General features: G+C 66.9%; 26 protein-coding genes. 11 read left to right on the top strand and 15 right to left on the bottom strand.

What is annotated here, in order from left to right; genetic code table 11:
* The first annotated feature begins 12 nt into the window (after positions 1–12).
* The 7 genes from serB to A5791_RS18950 all read left to right on the top strand — a co-directional run bounded on the left by serB (position 13) and on the right by A5791_RS18950 (position 6,765).
* Complete coding sequence (gene serB, locus A5791_RS18980; RefSeq protein WP_067240139.1) at positions 13–1,251, top strand: phosphoserine phosphatase SerB; 1,239 nt, start codon at positions 13–15, stop codon at positions 1,249–1,251.
* Between the two features lie 94 nt (positions 1,252–1,345).
* Positions 1,346–2,218 (top strand): ABC transporter ATP-binding protein, encoded by an 873-nt coding sequence (locus A5791_RS18975; RefSeq protein WP_156661517.1) that lies wholly within the window; start codon positions 1,346–1,348, stop codon positions 2,216–2,218.
* Positions 2,215–3,057 (top strand): NUDIX domain-containing protein, encoded by an 843-nt coding sequence (locus tag A5791_RS18970; protein WP_067240136.1) that lies wholly within the window; start codon positions 2,215–2,217, stop codon positions 3,055–3,057. Before A5791_RS18975 ends, A5791_RS18970 begins: the two co-directional genes overlap by 4 nt.
* Positions 3,045–3,824, top strand: a complete 780-nt coding sequence (locus A5791_RS18965; protein WP_067240135.1) for an enoyl-CoA hydratase — start codon at positions 3,045–3,047, stop codon at positions 3,822–3,824. The genes A5791_RS18970 and A5791_RS18965 overlap by 13 nt, the downstream gene beginning before the upstream one ends.
* Before the next feature lie 10 nt (positions 3,825–3,834).
* The gene (locus tag A5791_RS18960; protein ID WP_067240134.1) at positions 3,835–4,818 is read left to right on the top strand and encodes a class I SAM-dependent methyltransferase; all 984 of its coding nucleotides are present in this window, start codon (positions 3,835–3,837) and stop codon (positions 4,816–4,818) included.
* Positions 4,819–4,827: 9 nt separating this feature from the next.
* On the top strand, positions 4,828–6,018 hold the full coding sequence (locus A5791_RS18955) for a class I SAM-dependent methyltransferase (protein ID WP_197504728.1): 1,191 nt from the start codon (positions 4,828–4,830) through the stop codon (positions 6,016–6,018).
* A gap of 63 nt (positions 6,019–6,081) precedes the next feature.
* Entirely contained in the window at positions 6,082–6,765 is a 684-nt protein-coding gene (locus tag A5791_RS18950; RefSeq protein ID WP_067240130.1) for an esterase, read from the top strand.
* A 10-nt stretch (positions 6,766–6,775) separates the two neighbouring features.
* Here A5791_RS18950 and A5791_RS18945 read toward each other — a convergent pair whose 3' ends face one another.
* Complete coding sequence (locus tag A5791_RS18945) at positions 6,776–8,056, bottom strand: PQQ-binding-like beta-propeller repeat protein (RefSeq protein ID WP_369828101.1); 1,281 nt, start codon at positions 8,054–8,056, stop codon at positions 6,776–6,778.
* Positions 8,057–8,251: 195 nt separating this feature from the next.
* Between A5791_RS18945 and A5791_RS18940 the strand changes: the two genes are divergently transcribed.
* Positions 8,252–8,989, top strand: a complete 738-nt coding sequence (locus A5791_RS18940) for an acyltransferase (protein ID WP_067240129.1) — start codon at positions 8,252–8,254, stop codon at positions 8,987–8,989.
* 7 nt (positions 8,990–8,996) lie between these two features.
* Here the strand turns inward: A5791_RS18940 and A5791_RS18935 are convergent, their stop codons facing one another.
* Genes A5791_RS18935 through A5791_RS18925 form a run of 3 tightly spaced genes read right to left on the bottom strand, consistent with a single transcriptional unit; the run spans position 8,997 to position 12,920 of the window.
* Complete coding sequence (locus A5791_RS18935; RefSeq protein ID WP_067240126.1) at positions 8,997–10,328, bottom strand: deoxyribodipyrimidine photo-lyase; 1,332 nt, start codon at positions 10,326–10,328, stop codon at positions 8,997–8,999.
* 4 nt (positions 10,329–10,332) lie between these two features.
* Positions 10,333–10,815, bottom strand: coding sequence for a TspO/MBR family protein (locus tag A5791_RS18930; protein WP_067240125.1), 483 nt, complete (start codon positions 10,813–10,815; stop codon positions 10,333–10,335).
* On the bottom strand, positions 10,812–12,920 hold the full coding sequence (locus A5791_RS18925; RefSeq protein ID WP_369828100.1) for an MMPL family transporter: 2,109 nt from the start codon (positions 12,918–12,920) through the stop codon (positions 10,812–10,814). The genes A5791_RS18930 and A5791_RS18925 overlap by 4 nt, the downstream gene beginning before the upstream one ends.
* Positions 12,921–12,981: 61 nt before the next feature.
* On the opposite strand from A5791_RS18925, the gene A5791_RS18920 reads away from it, so the two are divergent.
* The gene (locus tag A5791_RS18920; protein WP_082967014.1) at positions 12,982–13,503 is read left to right on the top strand and encodes a MarR family winged helix-turn-helix transcriptional regulator; all 522 of its coding nucleotides are present in this window, start codon (positions 12,982–12,984) and stop codon (positions 13,501–13,503) included.
* On the opposite strand, the gene A5791_RS18915 is transcribed toward A5791_RS18920, so the two are convergent.
* Positions 13,487–13,885, bottom strand: coding sequence for a hypothetical protein (locus tag A5791_RS18915; RefSeq protein ID WP_067240122.1), 399 nt, complete (start codon positions 13,883–13,885; stop codon positions 13,487–13,489). The genes A5791_RS18920 and A5791_RS18915 overlap by 17 nt on opposite strands.
* Positions 13,886–14,120: 235 nt before the next feature.
* On the opposite strand from A5791_RS18915, the gene A5791_RS18910 reads away from it, so the two are divergent.
* Positions 14,121–14,825 carry a hypothetical protein gene (locus tag A5791_RS18910; RefSeq protein WP_067240121.1) on the top strand — a complete coding sequence of 235 codons (705 nt, stop codon included), beginning with the start codon at positions 14,121–14,123 and terminating at the stop codon, positions 14,823–14,825.
* 152 nt (positions 14,826–14,977) lie between these two features.
* Positions 14,978–16,024 carry a type 2 isopentenyl-diphosphate Delta-isomerase gene (gene fni, locus A5791_RS18905; RefSeq protein WP_067240120.1) on the top strand — a complete coding sequence of 349 codons (1,047 nt, stop codon included), beginning with the start codon at positions 14,978–14,980 and terminating at the stop codon, positions 16,022–16,024.
* A 96-nt stretch (positions 16,025–16,120) separates the two neighbouring features.
* Here fni and A5791_RS18900 read toward each other — a convergent pair whose 3' ends face one another.
* The 10 genes from A5791_RS18900 to A5791_RS18855 all read right to left on the bottom strand — a co-directional run bounded on the left by A5791_RS18900 (position 16,121) and on the right by A5791_RS18855 (position 24,709).
* Complete coding sequence (locus A5791_RS18900) at positions 16,121–16,492, bottom strand: hypothetical protein (RefSeq protein ID WP_067240508.1); 372 nt, start codon at positions 16,490–16,492, stop codon at positions 16,121–16,123.
* Positions 16,493–16,901: 409 nt separating this feature from the next.
* Positions 16,902–17,117 carry a lipopolysaccharide assembly LapA domain-containing protein gene (locus A5791_RS27310; protein WP_231995957.1) on the bottom strand — a complete coding sequence of 72 codons (216 nt, stop codon included), beginning with the start codon at positions 17,115–17,117 and terminating at the stop codon, positions 16,902–16,904.
* A gap of 145 nt (positions 17,118–17,262) precedes the next feature.
* Positions 17,263–18,267, bottom strand: a complete 1,005-nt coding sequence (locus tag A5791_RS18890; RefSeq protein WP_067240117.1) for a DUF5914 domain-containing protein — start codon at positions 18,265–18,267, stop codon at positions 17,263–17,265.
* A complete protein-coding gene (locus tag A5791_RS18885) occupies positions 18,264–19,802 on the bottom strand; it encodes an FAD-dependent oxidoreductase (protein WP_067240116.1) in 1,539 nt (512 codons plus the stop codon). Before A5791_RS18885 ends, A5791_RS18890 begins: the two co-directional genes overlap by 4 nt.
* Complete coding sequence (locus A5791_RS18880; protein ID WP_067240115.1) at positions 19,799–20,521, bottom strand: class I SAM-dependent methyltransferase; 723 nt, start codon at positions 20,519–20,521, stop codon at positions 19,799–19,801. The genes A5791_RS18885 and A5791_RS18880 overlap by 4 nt, the downstream gene beginning before the upstream one ends.
* The gene (locus A5791_RS18875) at positions 20,508–20,819 is read right to left on the bottom strand and encodes a lycopene cyclase domain-containing protein (RefSeq protein WP_067240110.1); all 312 of its coding nucleotides are present in this window, start codon (positions 20,817–20,819) and stop codon (positions 20,508–20,510) included. Before A5791_RS18875 ends, A5791_RS18880 begins: the two co-directional genes overlap by 14 nt.
* Positions 20,816–21,139 (bottom strand): lycopene cyclase domain-containing protein, encoded by a 324-nt coding sequence (locus tag A5791_RS18870; RefSeq protein ID WP_067240108.1) that lies wholly within the window; start codon positions 21,137–21,139, stop codon positions 20,816–20,818. The genes A5791_RS18875 and A5791_RS18870 overlap by 4 nt, the downstream gene beginning before the upstream one ends.
* On the bottom strand, positions 21,136–22,065 hold the full coding sequence (locus A5791_RS18865) for a phytoene/squalene synthase family protein (protein WP_067240106.1): 930 nt from the start codon (positions 22,063–22,065) through the stop codon (positions 21,136–21,138). Before A5791_RS18865 ends, A5791_RS18870 begins: the two co-directional genes overlap by 4 nt.
* Complete coding sequence (gene crtI, locus A5791_RS18860; RefSeq protein WP_197504727.1) at positions 22,062–23,594, bottom strand: phytoene desaturase family protein; 1,533 nt, start codon at positions 23,592–23,594, stop codon at positions 22,062–22,064. Before crtI ends, A5791_RS18865 begins: the two co-directional genes overlap by 4 nt.
* Positions 23,591–24,709: a polyprenyl synthetase family protein gene (locus A5791_RS18855; RefSeq protein ID WP_067240104.1), complete on the bottom strand. Its 1,119-nt coding sequence runs from the start codon at positions 24,707–24,709 to the stop codon at positions 23,591–23,593. Before A5791_RS18855 ends, crtI begins: the two co-directional genes overlap by 4 nt.
* Positions 24,710–24,863 lie beyond the last annotated feature (154 nt).

The raw sequence follows: 24,863 nt of genomic DNA, 5'->3' as shown, positions 1-24,863 counted from the left end.
CGGCCGCCGCGAGTGAACTCGCCACCCAAGGTGTCGGTGCTGATCACCGTCACCGGCGCGGATCAGCCAGGTGTGACGTCCGCGCTTTTCGACGTGCTCTCGCAGCACAAGGTCGAGTTGCTCAACGTCGAGCAGGTGGTGATCCGGGGCCGCCTGACACTAGGGGTACTGGTGTCGGTGGCCACGGACGTCGCCGAGGACACCGCGCTACGGCGCGATGTCGAGGCCGCGATTCACCAGGTGGGCCTCGACGTCACGATCGAGCGCAGCGACGACCTGCCGATCATCCGGGAGCCCTCGACCCACATCATCATGGTGCTGGGCCGGCCCATCACCGCCGAGGCGTTCGCCGCGGTGGCACGCGAAGTAGCCGCGCTCGGCGTCAACATCGACCTGATCCGTGGCGTATCGGACTACCCGGTTACCGGGCTGGAACTGCGCGTGTCGGCACCTCCGGAGGTCGGTGGCGACCTGCAGACCGCCCTGACCAGGGTCGCCGCCGAGGAACAGGTCGACGTGGCGGTCGAGAGTTACGGGCTGGACCGGCGCGCCAAGCGGCTCATCGTGTTCGATGTGGATTCGACGCTGGTCCAGGGTGAGGTCATCGAAATGCTGGCAGCCCGGATGGGCGCCCAGGGCAAGGTCGCGGCGATCACCGAGGCCGCGATGCGCGGCGAGCTGGACTTTGCCGAGTCGTTGGTGCAGCGCGTAGCCACCTTGGCGGGCATGCCGGCCAGCGTGCTCGACGAGGTCGCCGATCAGCTGGAGCTCATGCCCGGTGCGCGTACCACGTTACGGACGTTGCGGCGCTTGGGTTTTCGCTGCGGCGTGGTGTCCGGGGGATTCCGGCGGGTCATCGATCCGTTGGCGCACGAGCTGATGCTGGACTTCGTCGCCGCCAACGAGCTGGAGATCGTCGACGGCGTGCTGACCGGCCGGGTGGCGGGCCCGATTATCGACCGGGCCGGCAAGGCCAAGGCGCTGCGCGACTTCGCGGAGCAGGCCGGGGTATCGATGGAGCAGACGGTCGCCGTCGGCGACGGCGCCAACGACATCGACATGCTGGCGGCGGCGGGCCTCGGAGTGGCCTTCAACGCCAAGCCGGCATTGCGCGAAGTGGCCGACGCGTCGTTGAGCCATCCGTACCTGGATACGGTGCTGTTCTTGCTGGGTGTCACTCGCGGCGAGATCGAGGCCGCAGACGCGGTCGACGGAGTGGTCCGCCGCGTCGAGATCCCGCCTGGCAGCTAACGCGAAGGTGCGTAGATGTACGCCTGAGACGGGCGTGTCGTCGTACAGACACGCACGCTCGCGGATCCGGGGGGGCCGCTCAAGCTCGCCCGGCATACGGCACGATGATCGGGTGCCCGAAACCGGCCCCGAAACCGACCGTGAAACCGTGAACCCGGATCTGCTGATCGATTTCAGAAGCGTTTCGCTGCGCCGCGGTGGCCGCGTTCTGGTCGGGCCCGTCGATTGGACCGTCGAACTCGACGAGCGGTGGGTGATCATCGGCCCCAACGGGGCAGGCAAGACGTCGCTGCTGCGCATCGCCGCGGCCACCGAACACCCGTCGTCGGGAGCCGCCTATGTGCTCGGCGAACGGCTCGGCCGCGTCGACGTCTCCGAGCTGCGCGCGCGGATCGGGCTGAGCTCGTCGGCGCTGGCGCAACGGGTGCCCGACGACGAGCTGGTCCGCGACCTGGTCGTGTCGGCGGGCTACGCGGTGCTGGGCCGATGGCGGGAGCGCTACGACGAGGTCGACTACCGCCGGGCGGTCGACATGCTGGAGAGCCTGGGTGCCGAGCACCTGGCCGACCGTACCTACGGCACGCTGTCGGAAGGCGAGCGCAAGCGGGTGCTGATCGCCCGGGCGCTGATGACCGATCCTGAACTGCTGCTGCTCGACGAACCCGCCGCCGGCCTGGACCTCGGGGGCCGCGAGGAGCTGGTGGCGCGGCTGACCGACCTGGCCGCCGATCCCGACGCGCCGGCGCTCGTGCTGGTCACCCACCATGTGGAGGAGGTGCCGCCGGGCTTCAGCCACTGCATGCTGCTCTCGGAGGCCCAGGTGGTTGCCGCGGGTTTGCTGCCCGACGTGCTCACCGCCGAAAACCTGTCCATCGCCTTCGGTCAGTCGATCGCCCTGGACGTCGTCGACGGACGCTATTTCGCCAGGCGGGTCCGCACCCGCGCAGCTCACCGGAGGCTGTCATGAACCCAACGCAGGAGCCCCTTACGCCGCGACCGGCCGCGACGGTGATGCTGGTCCGCGACGCCGAGCCGGATGCCGCAGCAGGCGTAAGCGTGTTCCTGATGCGGCGGCATTCCGCGATGGAGTTCGCGGCCGGGGTGATGGTGTTTCCCGGCGGCGGCGTCGACGACCGCGACCGCAACGCCGATATCGCGTGGGCCGGGCCGCCGCCGGAATGGTGGGCGCAGCGGTTCGGCATCGAACCCGGCCTGGCCGAGGCGCTGGTCTGCGCCGCGGCCCGGGAGACGTTCGAGGAGTCCGGGGTGCTGTTCGCCGGGCCGGCAAACCAGGCCGTCTCGGCACCGAACAGTATCGTCCGCGATGCCTCGGTATACCGCGATTCCCGGCAGGCGCTGGCCGACCGCTCGCTGTCGTTCGCGGACTTCCTGCGCCGGGAGAACCTGGTGCTGCGTTCGGATCTGTTGCGGCCGTGGGCGAATTGGGTCACCCCGGAGGCCGAGCTGACCCGTCGCTACGACACCTATTTCTTCGTCGGAGCGCTGCCCGAAGGCCAGCGTGCCGACGGCGAGAACACCGAATCCGACCGTGCCGAATGGGTGACGCCGCAGGACGCCATCGCGGACTTCGAAGCCGGCCGCAACTTCCTGCTGCCGCCGACCTGGACGCAGCTCGATTCGCTGGCCGGCCGCACCGTCGCCGACATCCTGGCCGTGGAGCGTCAGATCGTCGCGGTACAACCGCATCTGGAAATCCAGGGCGACAACTGGATTTTCGAGTTCTTCGACTCCGACCGCTACCACGCTGCCCGCAAGAAGGGCGGAACCATGGGGTGGCCGCTGTGACCGTCAGCGAGTTCGTCAGCGTCGTGGTCAGTGACGGCTCACAGGACGCCGGTCTGGCGATGCTGCTGCTGTCGCGACCGCCCACCAACGCCATGACCCGCCAGGTCTACCGCGAAATCGCCGCTGCGGCAGACGAATTGGGCCGGCGCGACGATGTGGCCGCGGTGATCCTGTTCGGCGGCCACGAGATATTCTCGGCCGGCGACGACATGACCGAATTGCGGACGCTTAGCCCCGCGGAGGCCGGTGTCGCCGACCGGGTCCGGCGCGCGGCCATCCACGCCGTCGCGGCGATCCCGAAACCGACCGTCGCCGCGATCACGGGATACGCACTGGGCGCCGGCCTGACGCTGGCGCTGGCCGCCGACTGGCGGGTGAGCGGTGACAACGTGAAGTTCGGCGCCACCGAGATCCTGGCCGGCCTGGTTCCCGGTGGTGACGGGATGGCCCGCCTGACCCGCGCCACTGGGACGAGCCGGGCCAAGGAGTTGGTGTTCAGCGGACGCTTCTTCGACGCCAAGGAGGCGATGGCGCTGGGCCTGATCGACGAGATGGTGGCTCCCGACGACGTGTACGACGGCGCCGCGGCCTGGGCGCGCCGCTTCCTGGACGGACCCCCGCACGCGCTGGCCGCCGCGAAGGCCGGGATCAACGACATCTGGGAGCTGGATTCAGCCGCGCGTCTGGCCGCCGAACGCGACCGCTATGTCGAGGTGTTCGCCGCTGGTCAGGCCCTTGCCGACGCGGGCGATCCGGGCGGCCGTTAGGCTGCCCTGCATGACGAGGAGTTCCAAAATCCCCGCCGACGCCGCCCCCAACCCGCACGCGACCGCGGAACAGGTGGAAGCCGCACGGCACGACAGCAAGCTGGCCCAGGTGCTCTACCACGACTGGGAAGCCGAGAGCTATGACGAGAAGTGGTCCATCTCGTACGACCAGCGGTGCGTGGAATACGCTCGCCACTGCTTCGACGCCGTCGTGCCAGATGCGGTCATTCGCGAGCTGCCCTACGACCGGGCCCTGGAACTGGGCTGCGGGAGTGGGTTTTTCCTGCTGAACCTGATCCAGGCCGGGGTGGCGCGGCGCGGGTCTGTCACTGACCTCGCACCCGGAATGGTCAAGGTCGCGACCCGCAACGGGCAGTCGCTCGGGCTGGACATCGACGGCCGGGTCGCCGACGCGGAGGGCATCCCGTACGACGACAACACCTTCGACCTGGTGGTCGGGCACGCGGTGCTGCACCACATTCCCGACGTCGAGCTGTCGCTGCGTGAGGTGCTTCGGGTGCTGAAGCCCGGCGGCCGGTTTGTCTTCGCCGGCGAGCCCACCAACGTCGGCAATGGATACGCCCGTGCGCTTGCGGACCTGACCTGGAATGTCACCATCCGCGCGGTAAAGCTGCCCGGGCTGGGCGCCTGGCGCCGGCCACAGGCCGAGATCGACGAGAACTCTCGTGCGGCAGCCCTCGAGTGGGTGGTCGACCTGCACACCTTTGATCCGAAAGACCTGGAAACGATGGCGACCAATGCCGGCGCCGTGCAGGTCCACACCGCCACCGAGGAGTTCGCCGCCGCGATGCTCGGGTGGCCCTTGCGCACCTTCGAGTCGACGGTGCCGCCGGGAAAGCTGGGCTGGGGCTGGGCGAAGTTTGCCTTCACCAGCTGGAAGACGCTGAGCTGGGTGGACGCGAACGTATGGCGTCACTTGGTGCCGAAGGGCTGGTTCTACAACGTGATGATCACCGGGGTCAAGCCGTCCTGAGCCACCCCGTTGCATTTCAGCACGGAGGACGTCAAGTACCTGCGGTCCGAGACCGGTGCCGCGGCGCTGCAAGAGGTCGCTGAATTCCCGCTGACGCAGGTCACCCGAATCGCCGATGTCGCCGCGGCGCGCGCCCGGTTCCACGAACGGGCGGCGGTACTTGTGGAGACGACGCTGCTGCGCCGCCGCGCGGTACCCAAACTGGGCGAGCTGGGCCCGCCTTACGACGTGACCAATTGGCTGTTCACCGACGAGGCGTTGCAGCAAGCCACCGCGGCGCCGGTGGCCCGGCACCGGGCCGGCCGGCTGGCCCGACACGGCGGTCGGGTGCACGACGCGACCTGTTCCATCGGCACCGAACTGGCGGCGCTGCTGGCCGCGGGAATCCGCGCGGTAGGCAGCGACATCGACCCGGTGCGGCTGGCGATGGCACGCCACAACCTGGGGTCGGCGGCGGGCCTGTGTCGCGCCGACGCGCTGGCCCCAGTGACCCGCGACACCGTGATCGTCGTCGACCCTGGACGTCGCAGCGGCGGGCGGCGGCGCTTCAACCCCGACGACTATCAGCCTGGCCTGGGGGAGCTGATGGACCGATACCGCGGCCGGGACTTGGTCGTAAAGTGTTCCCCCGGAATCGATTTCGAGCACCTGCAGCGGCTGGAATTCGACGGCGAGATAGAAGTGACGTCGTTTCGCGGTTCGGTCCGCGAGGCATGCCTGTGGTCAGCGGGGCTGGCCGCGCGTGGTGTGCGCCGTCGGGCCAGCATCCTGGACGGCGACGAGCAGATCACCGACGCCGACTCGGACGACTGCGAGGTGCGGTCCGCCGGGCGATGGATCGTCGACCCCGACGGCGCCGTGGTGCGCGCGGGCCTGGTCCGCCACTACGGCGCGCGGCACGGGCTGTGGCAGCTCGACCCCGACATCGCCTACCTGTCCGGAGACCGGCTGCCGCCGGGGGTGCGGGGCTTCGAGGTGCTCGAGCAGCTGGCCTTCGACGAGCGCCGGCTGCGGCAGGCATTGACAGCGTTGGAGTGCGGTGCGCTCGAAGTCCTGGTCCGCGGTGTGCGGGTGGACCCCGACGCGCTGCGGCGGCGCCTGCGGCTGCGGGGCGACCGGCAGCTGTCCGCAGTGGTCACTCGCATCGGTTCGGGGCCCGCAGGTCATGCCACCGTCTTCGTCTGCCAGCCCTCGCGGTAGCGACCGGTAAGCTGACGGCAATCTCTTCCAGGCACCCCTCGAGTCTGCGAGGACAACTCGACAATGCGTTATTCAATATCGGCCGCGCTGCTGGCGTTCGCAGTCTGGGCCGCATGTCCGGCTGCCGCTGAGCCGCCGTCGTGCGCCGGCTTGGGCGGAACCGTCGTGGCTGCGCAGACCTGCCGTGTGCATGCCTCCGGTCCGACGTACACGCTCAACATGACGTTCCCGACGGACTATCCCGACGAGCAGGCGCTGACCGACTACATCACGCAGAATCGCGACGGATTCGTCAACGTCGCGGAGGGCTCCGGCGCACGCGATCACCCCTACCAGATGGACGCCACCAGCGAGCAGCACAGCTCCGGCCAACCCCCGCACAACACTCGCAGTGTGGTGCTGAAGTTCTTCCAGGATCTCGGTGGGACGCGGCCGTCCACCTGGTTCAAGGCCTTCAACTACAACCTGGGGACCAAGCAGCCGATCACCTTCGACACGCTGTTCGCGCCCGGGACCGCTCCGCTGGAAAGCATCTTTCCCATCGTCCAGCGCGAGCTGGAGCACGAGAACGCGCTGGGCGCCGCGATACTGCCGTCGTCGGGTCTGGACTCATCGCATTACCAGAACTTCGCCATCACCGACGACGCGCTGATCTTCTACTTCTCGCCGGGTGAGCTGCTGCCGTCGTTCGCCGGCGCAACTCAGGCCCAGGTGCCGCGCAGTTCCATTCCGCCACTGGCGATTTAAGGGCTCGCCATCAGGCCGGCGCGAAGCTGTAAACCTGTCCGTCGCTGGTGGCGGTCACCACCGAGCGATCCTTGGCGACCGAAACCCCCACGGGATATCCGGTGGCCGCCGGCAGTGGATAGCTGTTGACGGTGTGGCCGTTGGCGGGATCGAACACCAGCAACGACATGCCGGGCGCGTTGTCCCGCGGTGGGCCGCTGACGACGGCATAGCCGGTGTCGCTCCCGGCCAGACTCGACGTCGATAGCGGGGTCACATCGTCGCGGCGCCAGGCCGGGTCCGCGTGGTCTCCGGCATCCCGGAACGCTGCCAGCCGGGTGTCCGGGCCGCCGCCGGACACCACGAGGCCCTGCGGAGTGACCGCAGGCGGCGTCTGCGCCAGAAACCCGAGCGGCACCGACCACTTCGTCTTCCCGTCGGCGGCGCGGAATGCCCACAGCCGTTGGTCTCGGCCGTTGACATAGACGGTCGACCCGTCGGCGGACAACACGGGACTGGCCAAAACACCGGCGGTAACGGCGTCGCCGGTCCACTCCCGAGTCAGCAGCGGCGTCTGCCCCGGGTGGTACTTCAGTCCCACCAGACCCGCGCCCGGTGCGCCCGGCTGCCAGACACCCAGCACCACCGTTCCGCTGACCGCGGAGAACGCCGGAGCTGCCGCGACCGGGCAGCCCTGTTTCGCCGGTACGCAGTCGGCCAAGCCGCGGGTGGCGTCGGTGGGGTCGACGCCGTCCACCAGATCCAGCGGCGGGCCGACCGACATACCGCGGTGGGAGTCGAGAACCAGGACCTGTCCGAGGTGCGTGGTGACGAGTAGCTGACCGCCCGCCAGAAATCTCGGGGTGGACGGCATCCCGATCACCGGTTGGCGCCAGCGGGTCCATTGGGTCGGCGGAAAGGAGTCCATCGCTCCGGGCTGACCGACATACAGGTTGTCGAACCCGTCGAACAAAGGGCCGCCCACGCCGCCGCCCTGGACCAGCCGGACACACCAGCGTTGCCGTCCGTTCTCGTTGTTCTCCCACTCCATCAGCGAACATCCGGCCGGGGTCTGCGCGTTGAGCGCCAGATAGCCGCGCGCGCTCAGCGCCGGTCCGGCCGCCAGGCTGCCCTTGGCCGAGCGCGTCCACCGCAATGCCAGTCTCGTGGCGCCGTTCGTCGTGGTGTAGCTGCTGTTGGCGGCATCGCCGTACGGTGCGGACCAGCCCTGCGCGGGCGCCGCGTCGACCCACGCGTCGGTGTTGCCGCATCCGCCGAGCCCGATCACGAGCACGACCGCGACACCGGCCACCAGCAGACGTCGCGCAAGCCCCTCTTGCCTTCGCAGGGTTCCGAAATTCCTTTCGTATCGGTTCCGATACACGCTTCGTCATGAGCAGCTATCGAGTACAGGTGAGGGTAACGCGTTAAGGTCGGCCGCAGTCTGATCGACTGGCGCTAGCCCGCCGTTTCGGCGCGCATCGTCGCCGGGCTAAGCTTTCCGGCCATGACGAGCATGTGGGGGGCGCCGCTGCATCGCCGCTGGCGTGGCTCGCGGCTACGGGATCCGCGTCAGGCGAAGTTTCTCACTCTGGCTTCGCTGAGGTGGATGCTGAGGAACCGGGCCTACACCCCGTGGTACCTCGTCCGGTATTGGCGACTGCTGAGGTTCAAACTGAAGAACCCGCACATCATCACCCGCGGCATGGTGTTCCTCGGCAAGGGCGTCGAGATCCACTGCACGCCGGAACTCGCGCAGCTGGAGATCGGCCGCTGGGTGCACATCGGCGACAAGAACACCATCCGCGCCCACGAGGGCTCGCTGCGGTTCGGCGACAAGGTGGTGCTCGGGCGTGACAACGTCATCAACTGCTATCTCGACATCGAACTCGGCGATTCGGCGCTGATGGCCGACTGGGTTTACGTCTGCGACTTCGACCACCGGATGGACGACATCAACGTCCCGATCAAGGACCAGGGCATCGTCAAATCCCCGGTGCGGATCGGGCCGGACACCTGGATTGCCACCAAGGTGACCATCCTGCGCGGCACGTCGATCGGACGGGGCTGCGTATTGGGATCGCACGCGGTGGTCCGCGGCGTCATCCCCGACTATTCGATCGCGGTCGGCGCACCGGCCAAGATCGTCAAGAACCGCAAACTGTCCTGGGAGAGCTCGGCAGCACAGCGCGCCGAACTGGCCGCCGCGCTGGCCGACATCGAACGCAAGAAGGCGTCCCGATAGCAGCGGTTCAGGCCAGGCTGTGGTAGCGGCGCAGCGCCTCGGCCCGCTCGGCGCGATGGTCGACGATCGGCTGCGGATACCCTTGCGGGCGTTCACCTTTGCGCAGGAAGACGTCGCTCGCGCCCCTCAGCTCGGGAACCCAGCGCCGAATGTAATCCCCTGAAGGGTCGAACTTTTCGGCTTGTGCGGCGGGGTTGAACACCCTGAAGTAGGGCGCGGCGTCGGTGCCGCATCCCGCGCACCACTGCCAACCGTGCTGATTGCTGGCCAGATCGCCGTCGGTGAGCTGATCCATGAACCAGCCGGCGCCCCACTGCCACGGCAGATGCAGGTCCTTCACCAGGAACGACGCGACGATCATCCGTGCCCGGTTGTGCATGAAACCGGTCGCACGAAGCTGACGCATCCCGGCGTCGACGATCGGGAACCCGGTTCGGCCGGCCTGCCAAGCCTCGAAACGCCGTTTCGCCTCCGCGCCGGTGTCGGTTTGGATGGCGTCGAAGTCGCTGTTCCAGTTGCGCCATGCGCTGTCCGGCCAGTGGTACAGCACCGCCGCGTAAAAGTCGCGAAAGGCCAACTCCCGCAGGTATTTCTGCGAGCCGATATGACGCAGGTCCAAGTCTGCGACCATGGTGCGCGGATGGATGGTGCCGAACTTGAGATGCGCCGACATGCCGCTGGTGGCATCGAGGTCGGGCCGGTCACGGCCTTGGGCGTAGCGGTGCAGTCCGTCGGCGACGAACGCCGCCCATTGCGAGCGCGCCGCCCTCTCGCCGGCCGGGAACGCGAGAGTGGCTCCGGGATCGGGGATTTCGCACCCGTCGACGCTCAGGTCGGCCGGGTCCAGCCAGCGTGCGGAACGGACGCCCGATCGCGCCGGCTCTCGCCATCCGGCGTCGCGCCAGGAGCGGAGAAACGGTGTGAACACCTTGTACGGGGTGCCGTTGTCCTTAATGACGCGGCCCGGGGACACCAGATACGGCGACCCGGTGGCGACCAGCGGCACCGAACCCAGCGCCGCGCGCACCCGTTCGTCGCGACGCCGCCCGAACGGCGCGAAATCCTCCGAGACGTGCACCGAGGAAGCGCTGATTTCCTTGGCGATGAGGGGAATTCGCTCTTCGGGTCGCCCACGGGTCACCAACAGCCGCCCATCGAGGTCGTCGCGCAGCTGCCGCAGCGAATCACCCAGAAACTGCAGCCTCCGCTCACCCGACGAAGCCGCCAGCCGCGGGTCGAGGACGAAGCAGGCGAGCACCTCCTCGCCGTCGGCCGCGGCCGCCAGCGCAGGGTGATCCCGCAGCCGCAGGTCGCGTCGAAACCACAAGAGTGTGGGCATAGGATCAGTGGCTGTTCAGGCGCCAAATGTGGGTGGACAGCACCGTCGCGAATGCACACCACAGGGGGTAGGGCGACAGCGCGGCTCCGGCCCGCGGGTCCGCTTCGGCAGCCCGCCTGGCCAGGTCGGCGCTGCTCGCTGTCAGCGCCGCGGCGCCAAGCGCGGACGCACCGAGTTTGTGGTAGCGGAAGAAAAGCCAACTCCACCCGGCGTTGAGCGCCAGGTTGACGCTCAGCGCGGTGATGTAGCGCCGTGCCTTGTCGTGTCGGCCCGACGCACGAAATCGGTCGATGGCCACCGCGGAAGTGGCCGCGATGTCGCCGTACAGCGTGGTCCACACGATGGGAAAGGCGGTGCTGGGTGGTTGGTACGACGGCTTGCGCACGAGCGCATACCAGCCGGGTGTGCGGCTCGGGCTGGCAATGCTGCCGCTGACTGCAGCCGCGGCGACCGCCAGGGCGGTGCCGGCCAAGGTGGACTTGTTCATGACGGCCTCCGGTGAGGTTGGGTTTGGGCTGGTTCCGCTTGCTGCTCAACGGGTTTGGCTTTGGTCGGGTCATTGGGCCACCAGATGCGGTCACCGATCAGGGCGAACAGGGCAGGGATCACCAGCGTGCGCACGACGAATGTGTCGAGCAGGATGCCCAGGCCGACGATGATGCCCAACTGGGTCAGCACGATCAGGGGCAATACGCCCAGCACGCAGAAGACCGCAGCCAAAACGATTCCGGCGCTGGTGATCACGCCTCCGGTGGCCGACACCGCACGGATCATGCCTTGGGAGGCGCCGTGGTCCGCGGCTTCCTCACGGGCGCGAGTCACCAGGAAAATGGTGTAGTCAACGCCGAGGGCGGCCAGGAACAGAAACGCGAACAACGGCGTGCTCTGGTCCAGGGCGGGAAAACCGAAGATGTGCACGCTGGCCCAGCTACCCATTCCGAGCGCGGCCAGCGCACCCAGGATCGTCGCGCCCAGCAGGGTCGGCGGCGCCAACACCGACCGCAGCAGCGCATACAGGACAACCAGAATGACGGCCAAAATCGCAGGGATCAGCAGCAGACGGTCGTGTTGCGCCGCATCGCGCACATCGAGCGCTTGCGCGTCAGGCCCCCCCACCAGCGCGTCGGGAGAGACCTTGGCAGCCGAACGACGCAGCGCCGCAATCGTTTTGAACGCCTGGCCGGATGACGGCGGCGCGTCGATCACTACCGACCATTTTGTCAGCCCGGAGGTCGACCGGCCGGTCTCGGCCGCCGAGACCACACCGGGAGTGGTAGTGATGGCATTCTGCAGCTGCGGAGCCCTTGCGCTCGCACCGACCACCACCGTCGGGTTGGTCAAGCCGGCGGGGAAATGCCTTGCCAGCACGTCGAATCCGGAAACCGAGTCGGCCGCAACCCGGAATTGCTCGGTGCGTGACAGACCGATTTCGGCTCCCAGCAGGCCGGTCGCCAGTGTGCCCAGCACGGTGATCGCAATCGCGGCGACCAGGGCCGGACGCCGGGCCACCCGTTCGGCGACGCGGTGCCAAAGCCCCGCCTCCACTGCGGCACCTTCGCTGTCCGGCTGCGGAATGAAGGGCCAAAACAGCCGCCTGCCGAACAGTGCCAGCAGCGGCGGCAGCACCACCAGAACCGACACCGCGGCAACCACCAGCGCACAAGCGGCCAGCGCACCCAGACTGCGGGTGCTCGGGCTGGCGGCCAGGGTGAGGGTCAGCAGCGCCAGCACCACGGTGGCGTTGCTGGCGACGATGGCCGGTCCGGCCATCCGCACGGCGCGCCGCAGCGCGTCGTGGTGATCGGTGAGGCGCCGAAGTTCTTGGCGGTAGCGGGAAATCAGCAGCAGTGCGTAGTTGGTGCCCGCGCCGAACACCAGCACGCTGGTGATGCCGGAGGTGGCGCCGTCGAAGCTCAGGCCGGTTGCCGATGCCACCGCGGTGCCCACCGCGGCCGCGGTCCGGTCGGCGAATCCGATCACCAGCAGCGGCAGCAGCCACAGCACCGGTGAACGGTAGGTGGCGATCAGCAACAGCGCGACCACCGACGCCGTCACCGCCAGCAGGGTGATGTCGGCGTGCGCGAACGCGTTGGCGATATCGGCACCAAATGCGGGTCCGCCGGTGACATGCGCGTCGAGGCCGGTCGGAAGGTCGCTGTGTGCGGCGTTGCGCAACTCGGCGACACAGTTGTTGAGGGCCAGACCAGTCAAGTCGGCGCTGATGTTCACCATGCCGATCGCGGCCTTGCCGTCGGCGGACACAATCGGCGGACCGGACGCCGAGGCGCGCTGCGCCAATGCCTGCATCCGGTCGCGGGCTCCTTTGGCGCTCGTGACATCGGTGGAGTTGAGGATCGCGCCATCGGTGCGCGTGACCACCACAATCAGCGGAGCCCGGTCGCCGTCGGGGAATTGTCGCGCCAGCGCCTCGACTCGCGCGGTATCGGAGCCGGCCGGCAGTTCCGGCGGTGGCTGACCCGCGGCCGCGTTTCCGCCGATCAACACCATGAAAACGCTCGCCAGCAGCACTACCCCTACCGCCCACAGCCACGAGCGCCGGCCCGTCACGGACGCTGCGAGACGATCCCACACGCCGGTAAGCATTTCAATAAATAAAACATTAATCAACTTAAATGATCGACCAGATGCGGATATGCTGCAAGACGCTATGAACCCTGAGGAACGGGTGGAGCTGGAGTCGCTGATCTCGGCCGACGTGCGCGAGATATCCGCCGAATCTGACCAGATCGGCCGGTTGTTCGCGGCGGCGCATAGCGTGCGGCCCACCGATTTCCGTGCGCTGCTGCATATCATGGTCGCCGAAACCGCCGGGCGGCCGATGACCTCGGGTGATCTCACCCAGCGGATGGGTTTGTCCGGGGGCGCGATCACCTACCTGGTGGACCGGCTGATCGAGTCCGGGCATGTGCGGCGTGACTCGCATCCCGACGATCGCCGCAAGGTCATCCTGCGCTATGCCGAATCCGGACTCGAGACAGCACGGTCGTTCTTCGATCCGCTGAGAATCCTGACCCAAGTCGAGCTAGAGGGTCTCCCCGACGACGATTTGGCGGCCGCCCACCGGGTCTTCGCCGCGCTGATCGCCGCCATGCGCCGATTCCAGGCCGAACTCGGCGCCTCGACGCCGGATGGGCCCGCTAACTACTGCCTTTGAGGGCAGCTGCCAGCCCTGCGGTATCGGCGACCGTGACGGTCAGCGCCGAGTGGTCACGCAGCCCGATGACACGACGAATGCGGGGGTCGAAATGGACACACACGCCCGCCGTTGCATTGGTTCCGAATGTGAGCCCGTCGTCGACCATCGAAAGCCGGGGGCCGACGGCAGTCCACCACCGATACGGACCTGCGACATGGGCGTCGACCACCGAAGACAGGGGAGCCTCGACACGAAATGGGCCGTAGCGGGCGAGGAAACGGCCATCGTCGGTGAGGATCACGCCTTGCCGCCCCGGCCACCGGAAGGGTAGCCACATCGGAGCCAGCCGGGGATCGTAACGATAGGGAAAGTAGCGGCCGTTTTCGTCTTGTGGGGTCATCCTGCGGCTCCGATCTTCGGTGTGGCCCACGCATCCTGACACGCTCGGCATATACGTGAAAAGAGTCGGCAAACCGCATTCTTCGGTACCCTTGGGGAATCAGTTTCGAATTCGTCTATCTGTCGGCGGTTTGGGCCGGTGAGTACCGGGTATTCGGCGTGAACCGGATGGCATGTGTGGCCCGAATGACAAGTTTGGAGTTCATCCTTTTCAGCGCGAGGGACGGTGCGGATCAATGAAGGCGGTGCACCGGGCTTTCTGCTGTTTGGCAAGCGCATTCGCCGCCGCTTCCTTGGGTGTCACCGGCCCGGCACACGCCGACCCTGTTGCGAACGTGTTTCCCGGCATGGAAATTCGTCAGGGCAGCACGATATGCACGCTGGGAATGGTTGAGATGACGCTGCGGATTGCGCTGGCCACCGGTCAATGCGACGGCGGGTCGGTGGTGACCGACAATCACGGAAACGTGCTCGGCGGAGTGGTCACCGCGCGTCACGACGCCGCCACCCCGGCCGGAGACGGCGCGTCGTCAGATGTGGAGTACGAAGTGATCAAGTTGGCCGACGACGTGAAGGCGTCGGATGTGCTGCCTACCGGACGTCAATTGCAGTCCAAGCCCGGAGCGCGCGCGCAGCAAGGCGATTGGGTGTGCCACTTCGGAATCTCTACCGGTGAGACCTGTGGCCGCGTGGGCACGGTGAACAACAACCGGTTCGGCATCACGGGGGTGGCTTCGGACGGACGCGACACCGGGGGACCGGTATACACCCTGGCCGACGACAACCATGCCGTGATCGTCGGGTTGTACGAGGGCACAGCGGGTTCGGGTCCGACGGCGGAGTCCTGGCAGGCCGTCATGCAGCAGCTGTACATCGACGGACAGTCTCCTGGAAGGGGTCCGGTGCGCATAGCGTCGTGGAACGGGCATCAGCACCGGTAGTAGTTTGCCTGCGAAATACGGCCTGAGACAGCCCGACTGGCGGGGGCGCAGTTTTCGGTAGGGCAGGACTAGTTAAGTCAATGAATCATTCATATGCTTAACTAAGGTGCGAATGCTCGGCGGAACACCAAATCGACGGATCGGTAACAATCATGGCGGATGATCGCGGCGCGCTGACAACTCGCAAGCTCCGCCATATCGACGTGTGCCTCGACGGCGACGTGGGTTATCACCGTCTCACGACAGGCCTGGAACGATACCGGCTGCCCTACAACGCACTGACCCAGACCAGCCTCGACGACGTCGACCTTTCCGTCGAATTCTTCGGTGCACGGTTGGGGGCGCCGGTTCTCATCGGCGCCATGACCGGCGGGGCGGAGCTGTCCGGAACTATCAACCGGAATCTGGCCATCGCAGCGCAGCGGCTCGGTGTCGGGATGATGCTCGGGTCGCAGCGCGTCATGCTCGACAGCGCGCAAGGCGAAAGGGCCGCCGCAAGCTTCGCCGTCCGTGATGTCGCACCCGAGGTGTTGTTGTTCGGCAACCTCGGACTATCCCAATTGACCAAGGACGCGGTGCCCGACATTGTCCGCGCACTCGACCGGGTTGGCGCCAATGCCCTTGCCGTGCACACTAATCCGTTGCAAGAAGCGATGCAGCGCAACGGTGACACCGACTTCGGCGGTTCGCTGGACCGGTTGCACGACGTAACCCCCATGCTCGGCTATCCGGTGCTGTTGAAGGAGGTCGGCCACGGGATTGGCGCCGCCGCCGTCGCTGAATTGTTGCGGTATACGGGTGAGCCGCCAGTGGCGGGCATAGACGTCGCGGGCGCGGGTGGCACGTCATGGTCGCGGGTCGAGCAACTGGTGCGCTACGGCGAAGTGCGCTATCCGGATCTGGCCGACTGGGGGATACCCACTGCCCAAGCGATATTGGACGTGCGTGCCGCGCTGCCAAACATTCCGCTGGTGGCCTCCGGTGGAATCCGGACCGGTATGGACGCGGCCAAAGCGATCGCCCTCGGCGCTGACGTGGTGGCGGTTTCGCGACCATTGCTCGGTGCCGCGGTCGAGTCCGCTGCCGCCGCAACCGCGTGGTTGCGGCAGTTCATCGACGAGCTTCGTGTGTGTCTGCACGGGTGCGGCGCGCGCGATCTGCGCACACTGCACGGCTTTGGTGCAACACCGATCACGTAGAAAACGGGGATGTCGGTGATCCTGGCTTACGGGCCGACCGCGGCGCGCGCCTGTCGAGCGGCGTCTGCTGACCCAACGATGCCGGCGTCGCGCTGACTAGTCCTTGGCGTGGTCATCGGGCGCCGCGGTATGGGCGGGGTGGCCCGCAGTGCGCCGGCGCTCCTTCATCTCGGCTTCGAACACGTGGCGCCGCCCCCCGGTGAGCCGGGCTCGGGTCAGCCGTTCAATTTCCTGAAAGCACTGGTAGTAGCCGTCGTCGTAATCATCGACGACCTGGAAACTCCATCGCCCGGGCAGGACATTGCGACCGATCAGCTCGTGGCTGATGCGCTCCGCCAAGTCGTCCTGTCCCATTTCACACAGCTCTTCCACCACTGCATCGAGTTGCAGGTCGGCACGGCCGGTCAGCTGGTGAAACGCGTACAGGTGGCCACGCGCCCGCTCGATCGTCTCGAGCGCCTCGGACATCTTGCCGGCCGCCCGCACCGCGGCATCCCGTGCCTGCGCGTCTTCGGTTGCCTGACTTGCGTGTTCGCCATTGCGCTTGATGCTCAACCGAACGGTGGCGCGCTGCGGTGTATCCATCGTGATCGCTTTCCTCCCGGTTGGAGTCGTATGGTCCCCCGAGCGAGCCGAACCCCCGGGACGTGCGCTATTCATTAGGTTAATAGTTAAGTGAGTAATATGAAACCGCGCGAGCCGGCCAGGGCCGCCATGCTCCGCAGGCTGTTTCCATGATTGGTTGCCGCGCAGCACCTTTCATTGCCTCGCCATGAGGCGAGTACCGCCCATGACACGGCAGCCGCGAAGAAAGCGACGGCTTGTGTAGTATTCCGGAACCACGTTGCGACGACGCGTTGTATTCCGGGCCAAACGTTCAGACCGACCGGATGGTTCGCTTCGCCGCCCGGCGCAGTTGAATCATTCGCGCCGCACCGATCAGCACCGTGATGCTCCCCCCGGCAACGCCGGACAACAAATAGCCAACACCGACGGGCAAACTCCACTGAAATCCGAGGAAGTGCACGGCGACGGACTCGGTGTTCTGCGCCACGAATATGAGCAAGACGACGAGGATCAGCAACCCGACCACAACCGCCCACCAGGCCGCCGAGAGCCTGCTAAACGGTGAAGCCCCGGTTCTCGATGTGCCAGCCACAGAATCGGATTCGGAGCTCCGCTTGGCTGAAACGGAAGGTCGACTTTTCATGGTTGTGTCTACCCCTTCATGCGCCGGGCTAAGCATGTCTTTCGCCGGAGCGCAGGTGGAAACGCCGTTCCGCGTAGACGAGGTCGTCGCGCCAGAGTCTGCTGGCCGCATAGCGCATCAGCGGTGCGACCAGCGGGGCCGCTCCGCATGCCCGTCTGAAACCCGGACGGTCGGAATGCGCGATGGTCGCTTCCAGTACGGCGGTACGCGGCCGACCGTCCGGCCCCGAACCAATTGGCGTGACGTGGGTTTCGACCACGCTGCCGCTTCCTTCGCCGTCCACGATCCGCATCACGATGGTGCGCGCATCGAGGCAGCTGAATTCGGCAATCACGGGTACGCCCACCCGGCCCATTCGGAAGGTCACCGCTATCAGGAATCGATCGGCATGCTCGGTGGGTGTGGTGAGAACCTCGAGCCGGGTGAAGGAATAGGGGTGAAGCCATGCGCCGTGCCACGGGTCGAGTCGGTTGGCGATGATGTCCGGTGGTTCGCACACACCGACCAGCCGGGTAACGGCAGCGATCGTGCCGCCACCGGGTCTGACCGGGATCACCGGCTCGTCCAACGGCTTCTCTCCGCCGACCCGGTCAAGGCGCACCCAGGCGAGGATGCCGTCGTCGTGACTGGGCAGCGGCTTCCAGCCCAATTCGCATGCCGTGCCGCTCAAGGCCAGTCCGTGCCAGCGGCAAATCAGCGAGCTGCGGTGCACCGTGCCGGTGGCCAGATCAGCACCGAGGTGCGGACAACTTCGGGGACCGACGCGCAAACGGCCCTGCGCGTCGCGCCAGGCCACGACCTCGATTCCGGCGACACAGGACCCGAACGGCCGACCGGTTCGGATGGAGCGACTTGCCGCGAACGCGTACCAATTGCCGGTGGGCCTGGACTGGGATCGCCTCAGCGCGGCGTCGATAATCGAAGGCTGTGCCTCCCGATAGGTCGGGCGCTGATCGGCCCAAGGTATTCGCGGGACCGCTTGCAATGGCAGGTCTTTGGGCAGTCGTTGGCCCAGGCGTTGCAGAAGATTCATCGTCGATCCGATCCTTCACGGGTGGCGAGCCAGCGCAGCAGTGGCACGCGGCCGTGGTTGGGTACCGTTTGCAACCGGTGTCCGGCCAGATCCCATCGCCGCAACAATCGGTTGGCGGCGCACCAGCCGGTGGTTGCGGCGCGTTCCATGAGTGCCACCGGCAGATCGACTCGGATCCCGTCGCCGGCCAGTACCAGGCCGTCTACCGGGGTGACCACCCCTGGCCGGTCCGCATACGTCCCGGGCGCGAAAAGCGGGCAGTCGCTGCGATGCAGGACTTGCTCGAAAACCACTTGCGCCGCCGCGGTTTCCGGATAGAGCCGGTGCAGCTGTCGTCTGGCGGCCGCGGTGGATGGCGCGGATTCGAGGGCATAGGAGTGCAGTTCGACGACGGACCCGCGGTGCGCCCTGGCCCACTGCGCCGCTTCGCGTTCGTATCGCTCCAGCACACTGATGTTGTCCAGCGGTTTGTGGCCCGCCGTGCCCAAGAACGGCGGCCGGCCGGTCGCGACAGGGCGGTCGAGCCAGAGCCGGTGCACTGCGAACGAGGGCGCGGTGCGCATAGCTGCTATGCGTGCGCGCCAGGTGTCGTCGGCCAAACCTGACGAAGCCGCAAGGATGCGCTGTAGCCCCGCCACGTGCGTGGCCAGTACTACCGCGTCGGCATCGAGATGTCCGGCGGAATCAGTATGTACCCGAAAGCCTTTCGTCCCGCGTTCGTCGACACGCAGCGCGCTGGCACCGAGCCGGAACCGCACGCCGCGCTCCTCGAGATAGCTTTGCAGTGGCTGCCAGAGGGCGGTGTCGAAGTTCGCGTTGGCGACATCGAAGATGAGTCCTTCGCTGGAGCCCAGGAAGTAGATGTGGAACATCGTTGCCAACTCGGCGGCCGACAGCTGGGCCGGGTCGGCGAAGAAGCTGCGGGAAAACACCTCGAACGCGAGATGCCTGGCCGCCTCTGGGAAACGAATACTCTTCAGGAAGGTTTCGGCGTCGAGGTGATCGAGCCTCCGATAGATTTCCGGCACCGACACCGCGGCCAGCGGCGCGGCAGCCCGAGCGGCGATACGCGCGAAGTCACGAAGCCGGAAGGTCGGGCTGCGTGCCGCGAACGCCAGCGCGTTCCACGGCGGGGTGCGGGGGAGGCCGCGGAAGCTGTCGCGCCGGCCGGCACCGTCGACCAGCGGATAGTCGTCGACAGGGGTCAGCATGCGCAGTCGCCGATCGACGCGCCGGAGCAGCTCTCGCAAGTTGTAGTACTGCCGGAAGAACGCGTGGAACCCACGGTTCATCGCAAAGGCCGCGCCGTCGTGCTGCTCGGTCCAGCCGCCGACGCGCCCACCGAGGTATGGCTCGCGTTCGACGATCTCGACGGAGACACCGCGTTCAGCCAGTCCGGTGGCGGCGGTCAGCCCGGCTATCCCCGCACCGACCACGACGGCCCGGGGCCGCGCCGGCAGCCGACTTGGGTTGAAGAATCCCGCTGGTGCTAAATGACTCTGGCGGCGACGGTCACTCCGGCGGACGCTCGTCATGGCGCATCCGCCAGAAAGGTGTGCACGATGTTGGTCCGCCAGCCGGGCATCGTTTCGCTGTGCACGGCGGTGAACCCGGCATCGGCGAGCCGCCGGCGAAACTGTGCGGCGCCGTCGAATGTCAGAACGCTACGCAGCAAGTACCGATAAAGTGTGGTGTCGCGGGTGTACCACCAGCCGGCCGGGATGATGATGCCCCAGCAGACCGCCCGCCAAACTCCGGCTGCCGCAGGCGAATCACGCACCGAATACTCGTGGACTGCCAAAGTGCCACCCGGCCGTAGCAGCCTGAAAAAGCTGCGCAGCTGGCTGTCCCGGTCGGCCAGATTGCGCACCAGGTAGGCGGCAAAGATACCGTCGAACGGTCCGGTGATGCCGTGCGCATCGAGTTCCGCTACGGATGCATGCACGAATCGCACTGAGGCGGGCCAGTTCTTGGCGAGCGCCATGTCTAGCATTCGGCGTGACGCGTCGACCGCGATGACGTCGGCTTCGGGTGCGACTGCAAGCAATGCGGCAGTCGATGCGCCGGTCCCGCATCCGGCGTCCAGCAGCCGCAAACCCCTGCCGCGTAACGGGATTCGCATGCGCCGCGCCGAGAGACACAAATCCGCATGGTAGCCCGGACTGGCGCCGACCAATCGGTCGTATGCGGCGGCGCCGACGTCGAACGCATCCGACAGGCCGCCGAGGCGCAAGCGCGCTTCATGGACGCCCATGTTGCCGCTCCCATAACAGCAGCACCGCGGTGGCCAATGCGAACCCGAACAGGAAATCTTCGATCGGTATGTCGAACGGAAACCGCAGACCGATGATATGGCGCTGGTCGTAGCTGACGATGGGGGAGCTCAGTTTCGTCAGCCAGCCGTCGACCGGGATCTGGAAGCCGAGCACGATCAGCATCGACAGCCAGTAGGCCGGACGCCGAAACAGACCGGTACGCAACAGCATCAGTTCTGATGTGCAGACAATCACGACGGCCGCGGCCGCCGGAACGGTGTAGCCGAGACCGGTCATCGGCGTTTGAACCGACCGAGGATGGTGCTCACCGCGTTGTAGGTCAGCAGCGCGCACAGCGGAATGACGAGGAAGAACAACACCTCTTCGATCGGCACTCCGAACGGGATGCTCACGCCAGTGAGGTAGTGGCTGTCGTAGTTCCATACATGTCCTGCGACCGCGATCTCGTCCCAGACGAGAAACAGCACAGCCACCGGCAGAACGGCCCGGGCGGCGCGCCGCCATCTGCGGTAGACGCCGGCACCGAAAAGCTCCAGCGGCGCGGTGATCACCAGGCATGCCGCCAGGACCAGAAGGTATTGCCAACGATCGCTCATGCGGCGCCGTTTCGTGCCCGCCACGCACGCATCAGGCCGGCGCCGGCCACCTGCAGCCGTCGTGCTCTGCCGACGGTTGCCCGGTGACTGAACACTGCGAAGTCGCTTGCTTCGATGCAATCCAGGATTTCCGAATACAGCGCGGTCGCTGTCGCCACGCAGGGTCGCGAGCGTGGCGTGAGCGTACCGATTCCGGCTGCAGCGAACCGGTAAGCCTCCCGCGCGATTTCATGCTGGGCTGCCAACGCCTGCCGGACCCGCCGATCGGTGCGGCGCTGCGTATGACACCACATCAGTAGGTCGCGGTTGACGCCGAAAGCGCACAATTCGTCGGCAGGCAGATAAACCCGGCCGCGTAGCAGATCTTCGTCGATGTCGCGCAGGAAATTGGTGAGCTGAAACGCCCTGCCGAGTGCGGCCGCATAGGGTGCGGCCTGTTCGCGGGCGCACACCGTGCCCAGTATCGGAAGTAGTTGCAGGCCAATGGCTTCGGCAGAGCCACGCATGTAGACGTTGAGCGCCCGGCGGTCGGGATAGTCGGTGACCGTGAGGTCCATTCGCATCGACGCCAGGAAGTCGTCGAACAACTCGGTGCTGATCTGGTAGCGGCGCGCGGTGTGGGACACCGCGACGAGTACCGGATTGGCTTGGTGTTCTTCGTCTTCGAAGAACTGGTCCGCAAGCTGCTGCAACCGTCGGGCCCGTATTTCACCGCCGATGTCCGGATCGAGGTCGTCGAGGATGTCGTCGGCGTAACGCGCGAATCCGTAGAGCGCGTGTACCGGCGGCCGTTGATCGGGGGCGAGCAGCCGGGTCGCCAAAAAGAAGGTACGGCCATGGGCGGCATTGATTTCCCGGCAGCGGCGATAGCCGTCTCGCAGCCGGGGATCGTCGATTCCTGCGGCGTCCAACTCGCTGCGGATCACGATCGTCCGGCCTTCAGATCGAGGTGCGTCTGTGCGCGAGTGGCGGATCGGGCTGAGCCCGTGACGCGATCGGCGGCGAGTCGCCCCGAGATCAGCGCGGTGGGCACGCCGACGCCGGGCACGGTGGACGACCCGGCAAGCACCGCGTTGTCAATCCCGCGGACCATATTCGCCGGCCGGAACGGACCGGTCTGCGCGAAGGTGTGAGCAACCGCGAATGGGCTGCCGGCCGCCATGCCCTGACGGGCCCAGTCGGCAGGTGTGACGACGTCGAGTACTTTTGCATGCTCCCGCAAGCGGGGTATCAGCCGTTGCTCGACGCACTCGAACATCTTGTCCGCGTAGGGTTTACCGGCCCCGTCCCAATCGATGCGGCCCCGGGTGAGGTTGGGCGCGGGTGCCAGTACATACAGCAGATCGCGTCCGGCCGGCGCCAGCGTTGCGTCGGTCGCGGTCGGACGGGTCACCAGCAACGATGGATCCCGCATGAGCTGACCGTCTCGAATGATGTCGGTGAACGTGTCATTCCACGCTTCACCGAACAAGATGGTGTGATGCGCTGTTTCCGGTACGGTGCTGCGACATCCGGCATGGACCACAACGGCCGATGGCGACGGACGCAGTGCGACCGCGCGGCGTGGTGTTCTACCGAGCAGCGCATAGGTCTGCGGCAGTTCGGTGGTGAGCACCACCGCGTCGCAGGGGATGCGTTCGTTGTCGGTGTGCACGGCGCTGACCTGCCCACCGCCGCTTTCCAGCCCGGAAACTGCGGTGTTGTAGCAGAACCTGACGCCGGCGCCGACGGCGGCAGCGGCGAGTGCTTCGGGGAGTGCCCGCACTCCGCCGCGCGGAAACACCACACCCGAGATGGTGTCCATGTAGGCGATGACCGCATAGACCGCCAGGGCGTCCCGCGGCGCCACCCCGGCGTAGAGCGACTGGAAAGTGAAGACCCGCTGCAACCGCGGGTCGGAGATGTAGCGGTTGACCATTCGGTCCCACTTGCGAAAGCCGCCGATCGAGGCCAGCCGCGCCAACTGCGGGTTGAGCAAGGACAGCGGGGAGTCGAAGTTGGCGGCGATGAAACCGTCGAATTCGGTGCGGTACAGGCGCTCCAGCCATCCGCGCAGCCGCCGGTAGCCCGCGGCTTGCCGGGGACCCGCGAATTCCTCGACGGCTGCTGCCATTTGGTCGGGATCAGCATGGACCCGCAGGGAACTGCCGTCGGCGAACACGGCGTGGTAAGCGGGATCGACCGGCAGCAGATCCAGATGGTCGGACATGGTCTCGCCTACGGCCGCGAATACCTCGTCGATGACCTCGGGCATCGTGAGCACGGTTGGGCCGGTGTCTATCCGGTAGCCGTCGATATCGAGCCGGCCGGCCCGTCCGCCCGGCCATGGGTGGCGCTCTACCACGGTGACCTGCCGGCCCCGGCCGGCCAGGTGCAGCGCCGCCGAGAGGCCCGCCAGGCCCGCGCCGATCACGACGACGTGGTCGCCTCGTCCGCCAATTGTTCGCATTGTCATTCGCGGCGTTCCGTGCAGGCGACGGCCATATTCGCCAACGCGGTGCGAATCTCGTCGTCGATAGCCATGTCGCTCAACGCCTTCCGGGCAGCCACCACGCGACGACTGATCATGTCTTCAATCCACTGCACTGCCCCGGTTGCGAAAATCGCTGCTTTCCAGCGCTCCACCGCTGCGTTGTCGAGCACGTCGCTGTTCACAAGTTCGGCCAGCTCTCGTCGGGCCGGCCCCTCGGCCATCTGGTGGGCGGCCACGATGACGCTGGTCGCCTTGCGTTCGATTAGGTCTCCACCGCAAGGCTTTCCGGTTAGCTCGGGTGAGCCGAAGACCCCCAGCAGGTCGTCACGAAGCTGAAACGCTTCGCCGACCGCGACGCCGTAGCGGCCAAGGCTGGACAAGGTGCGATCGTCGCAGCCGGCCATCGCCGCGCCGATTTCCAGCGGGCGGCGCACGGTGTAGTTGCCGGATTTGCGCCGTGCCACGTCCAGCACATCCTTCAGGGTCGGCATCTGACGGACATCGGACGTCAAGTCGGCGAACTGGCCCACCGCAAGCTCGATGCGCATGGCGTCGTAGCGCGACCAGGTTCGCTGTAGACACCGCGGGTCGACACCGCTTTCCCGCAGCATCTTCTCGGCCCAGATCAGACAGAGATCGCCCAGCAGAATGGCCGACGATTCGCCGAACCGCCGGGCCGAGCCGGGCAAGCCGCGTTCGCGGTGCCAGATCGCGAATTTAACGTGCGCCGAGGGCCGGCCACGCCGTTGCGCCGAATCATCCATCACGTCGTCGTGCATGAGCGCGAAGGTGTGCAGCAACTCCAAGCTCGCCGCGGCGCGTAACGCCGCATCACTCGGCGGCGCGCCGCACAACCACCCCAGGTACATAAAGGTGGATCGCAGGCATTTGCCGCCACGGACGAACTCCGCCAACACGTCGCCGACAGCATCGATGCACACGGCGTCAAGATCGGCGGCGCGGCGTGAGGCGACAAAGTCCGCGAGTGCCGCGAGGACAGCCCTTCGCACACTCGAACGCCAAGCGCCGAAGTCGTCAGCGACCGACCAGCCCGCCGGCGTGGGGACCAGCCCCATCCTCGGTGACGCAGCACGCATTTACCCCGCTACCCCCTTTCGAATGGCTTGGGCGGCACGGTTTGAATCGCTCGAACACCCGCCGTCATACCCTGCCCCGGCAGCGCTAAACGCCGGACGTCTGGCTCGCACGATCCGCTTTGAGCCTGCGCCGTCGTCTGACCGTTGAGCCGCA

The sequence above is a fragment of the Mycobacterium sp. 852002-51163_SCH5372311 genome, assembly GCF_001667115.1.
In the GTDB taxonomy this organism is placed as follows: Bacteria; Actinomycetota; Actinomycetes; order Mycobacteriales; family Mycobacteriaceae; genus Mycobacterium.
Note: the sequence above shows the minus strand (reverse complement) of the source record. Positions and strands in the feature narration are given on the sequence as shown.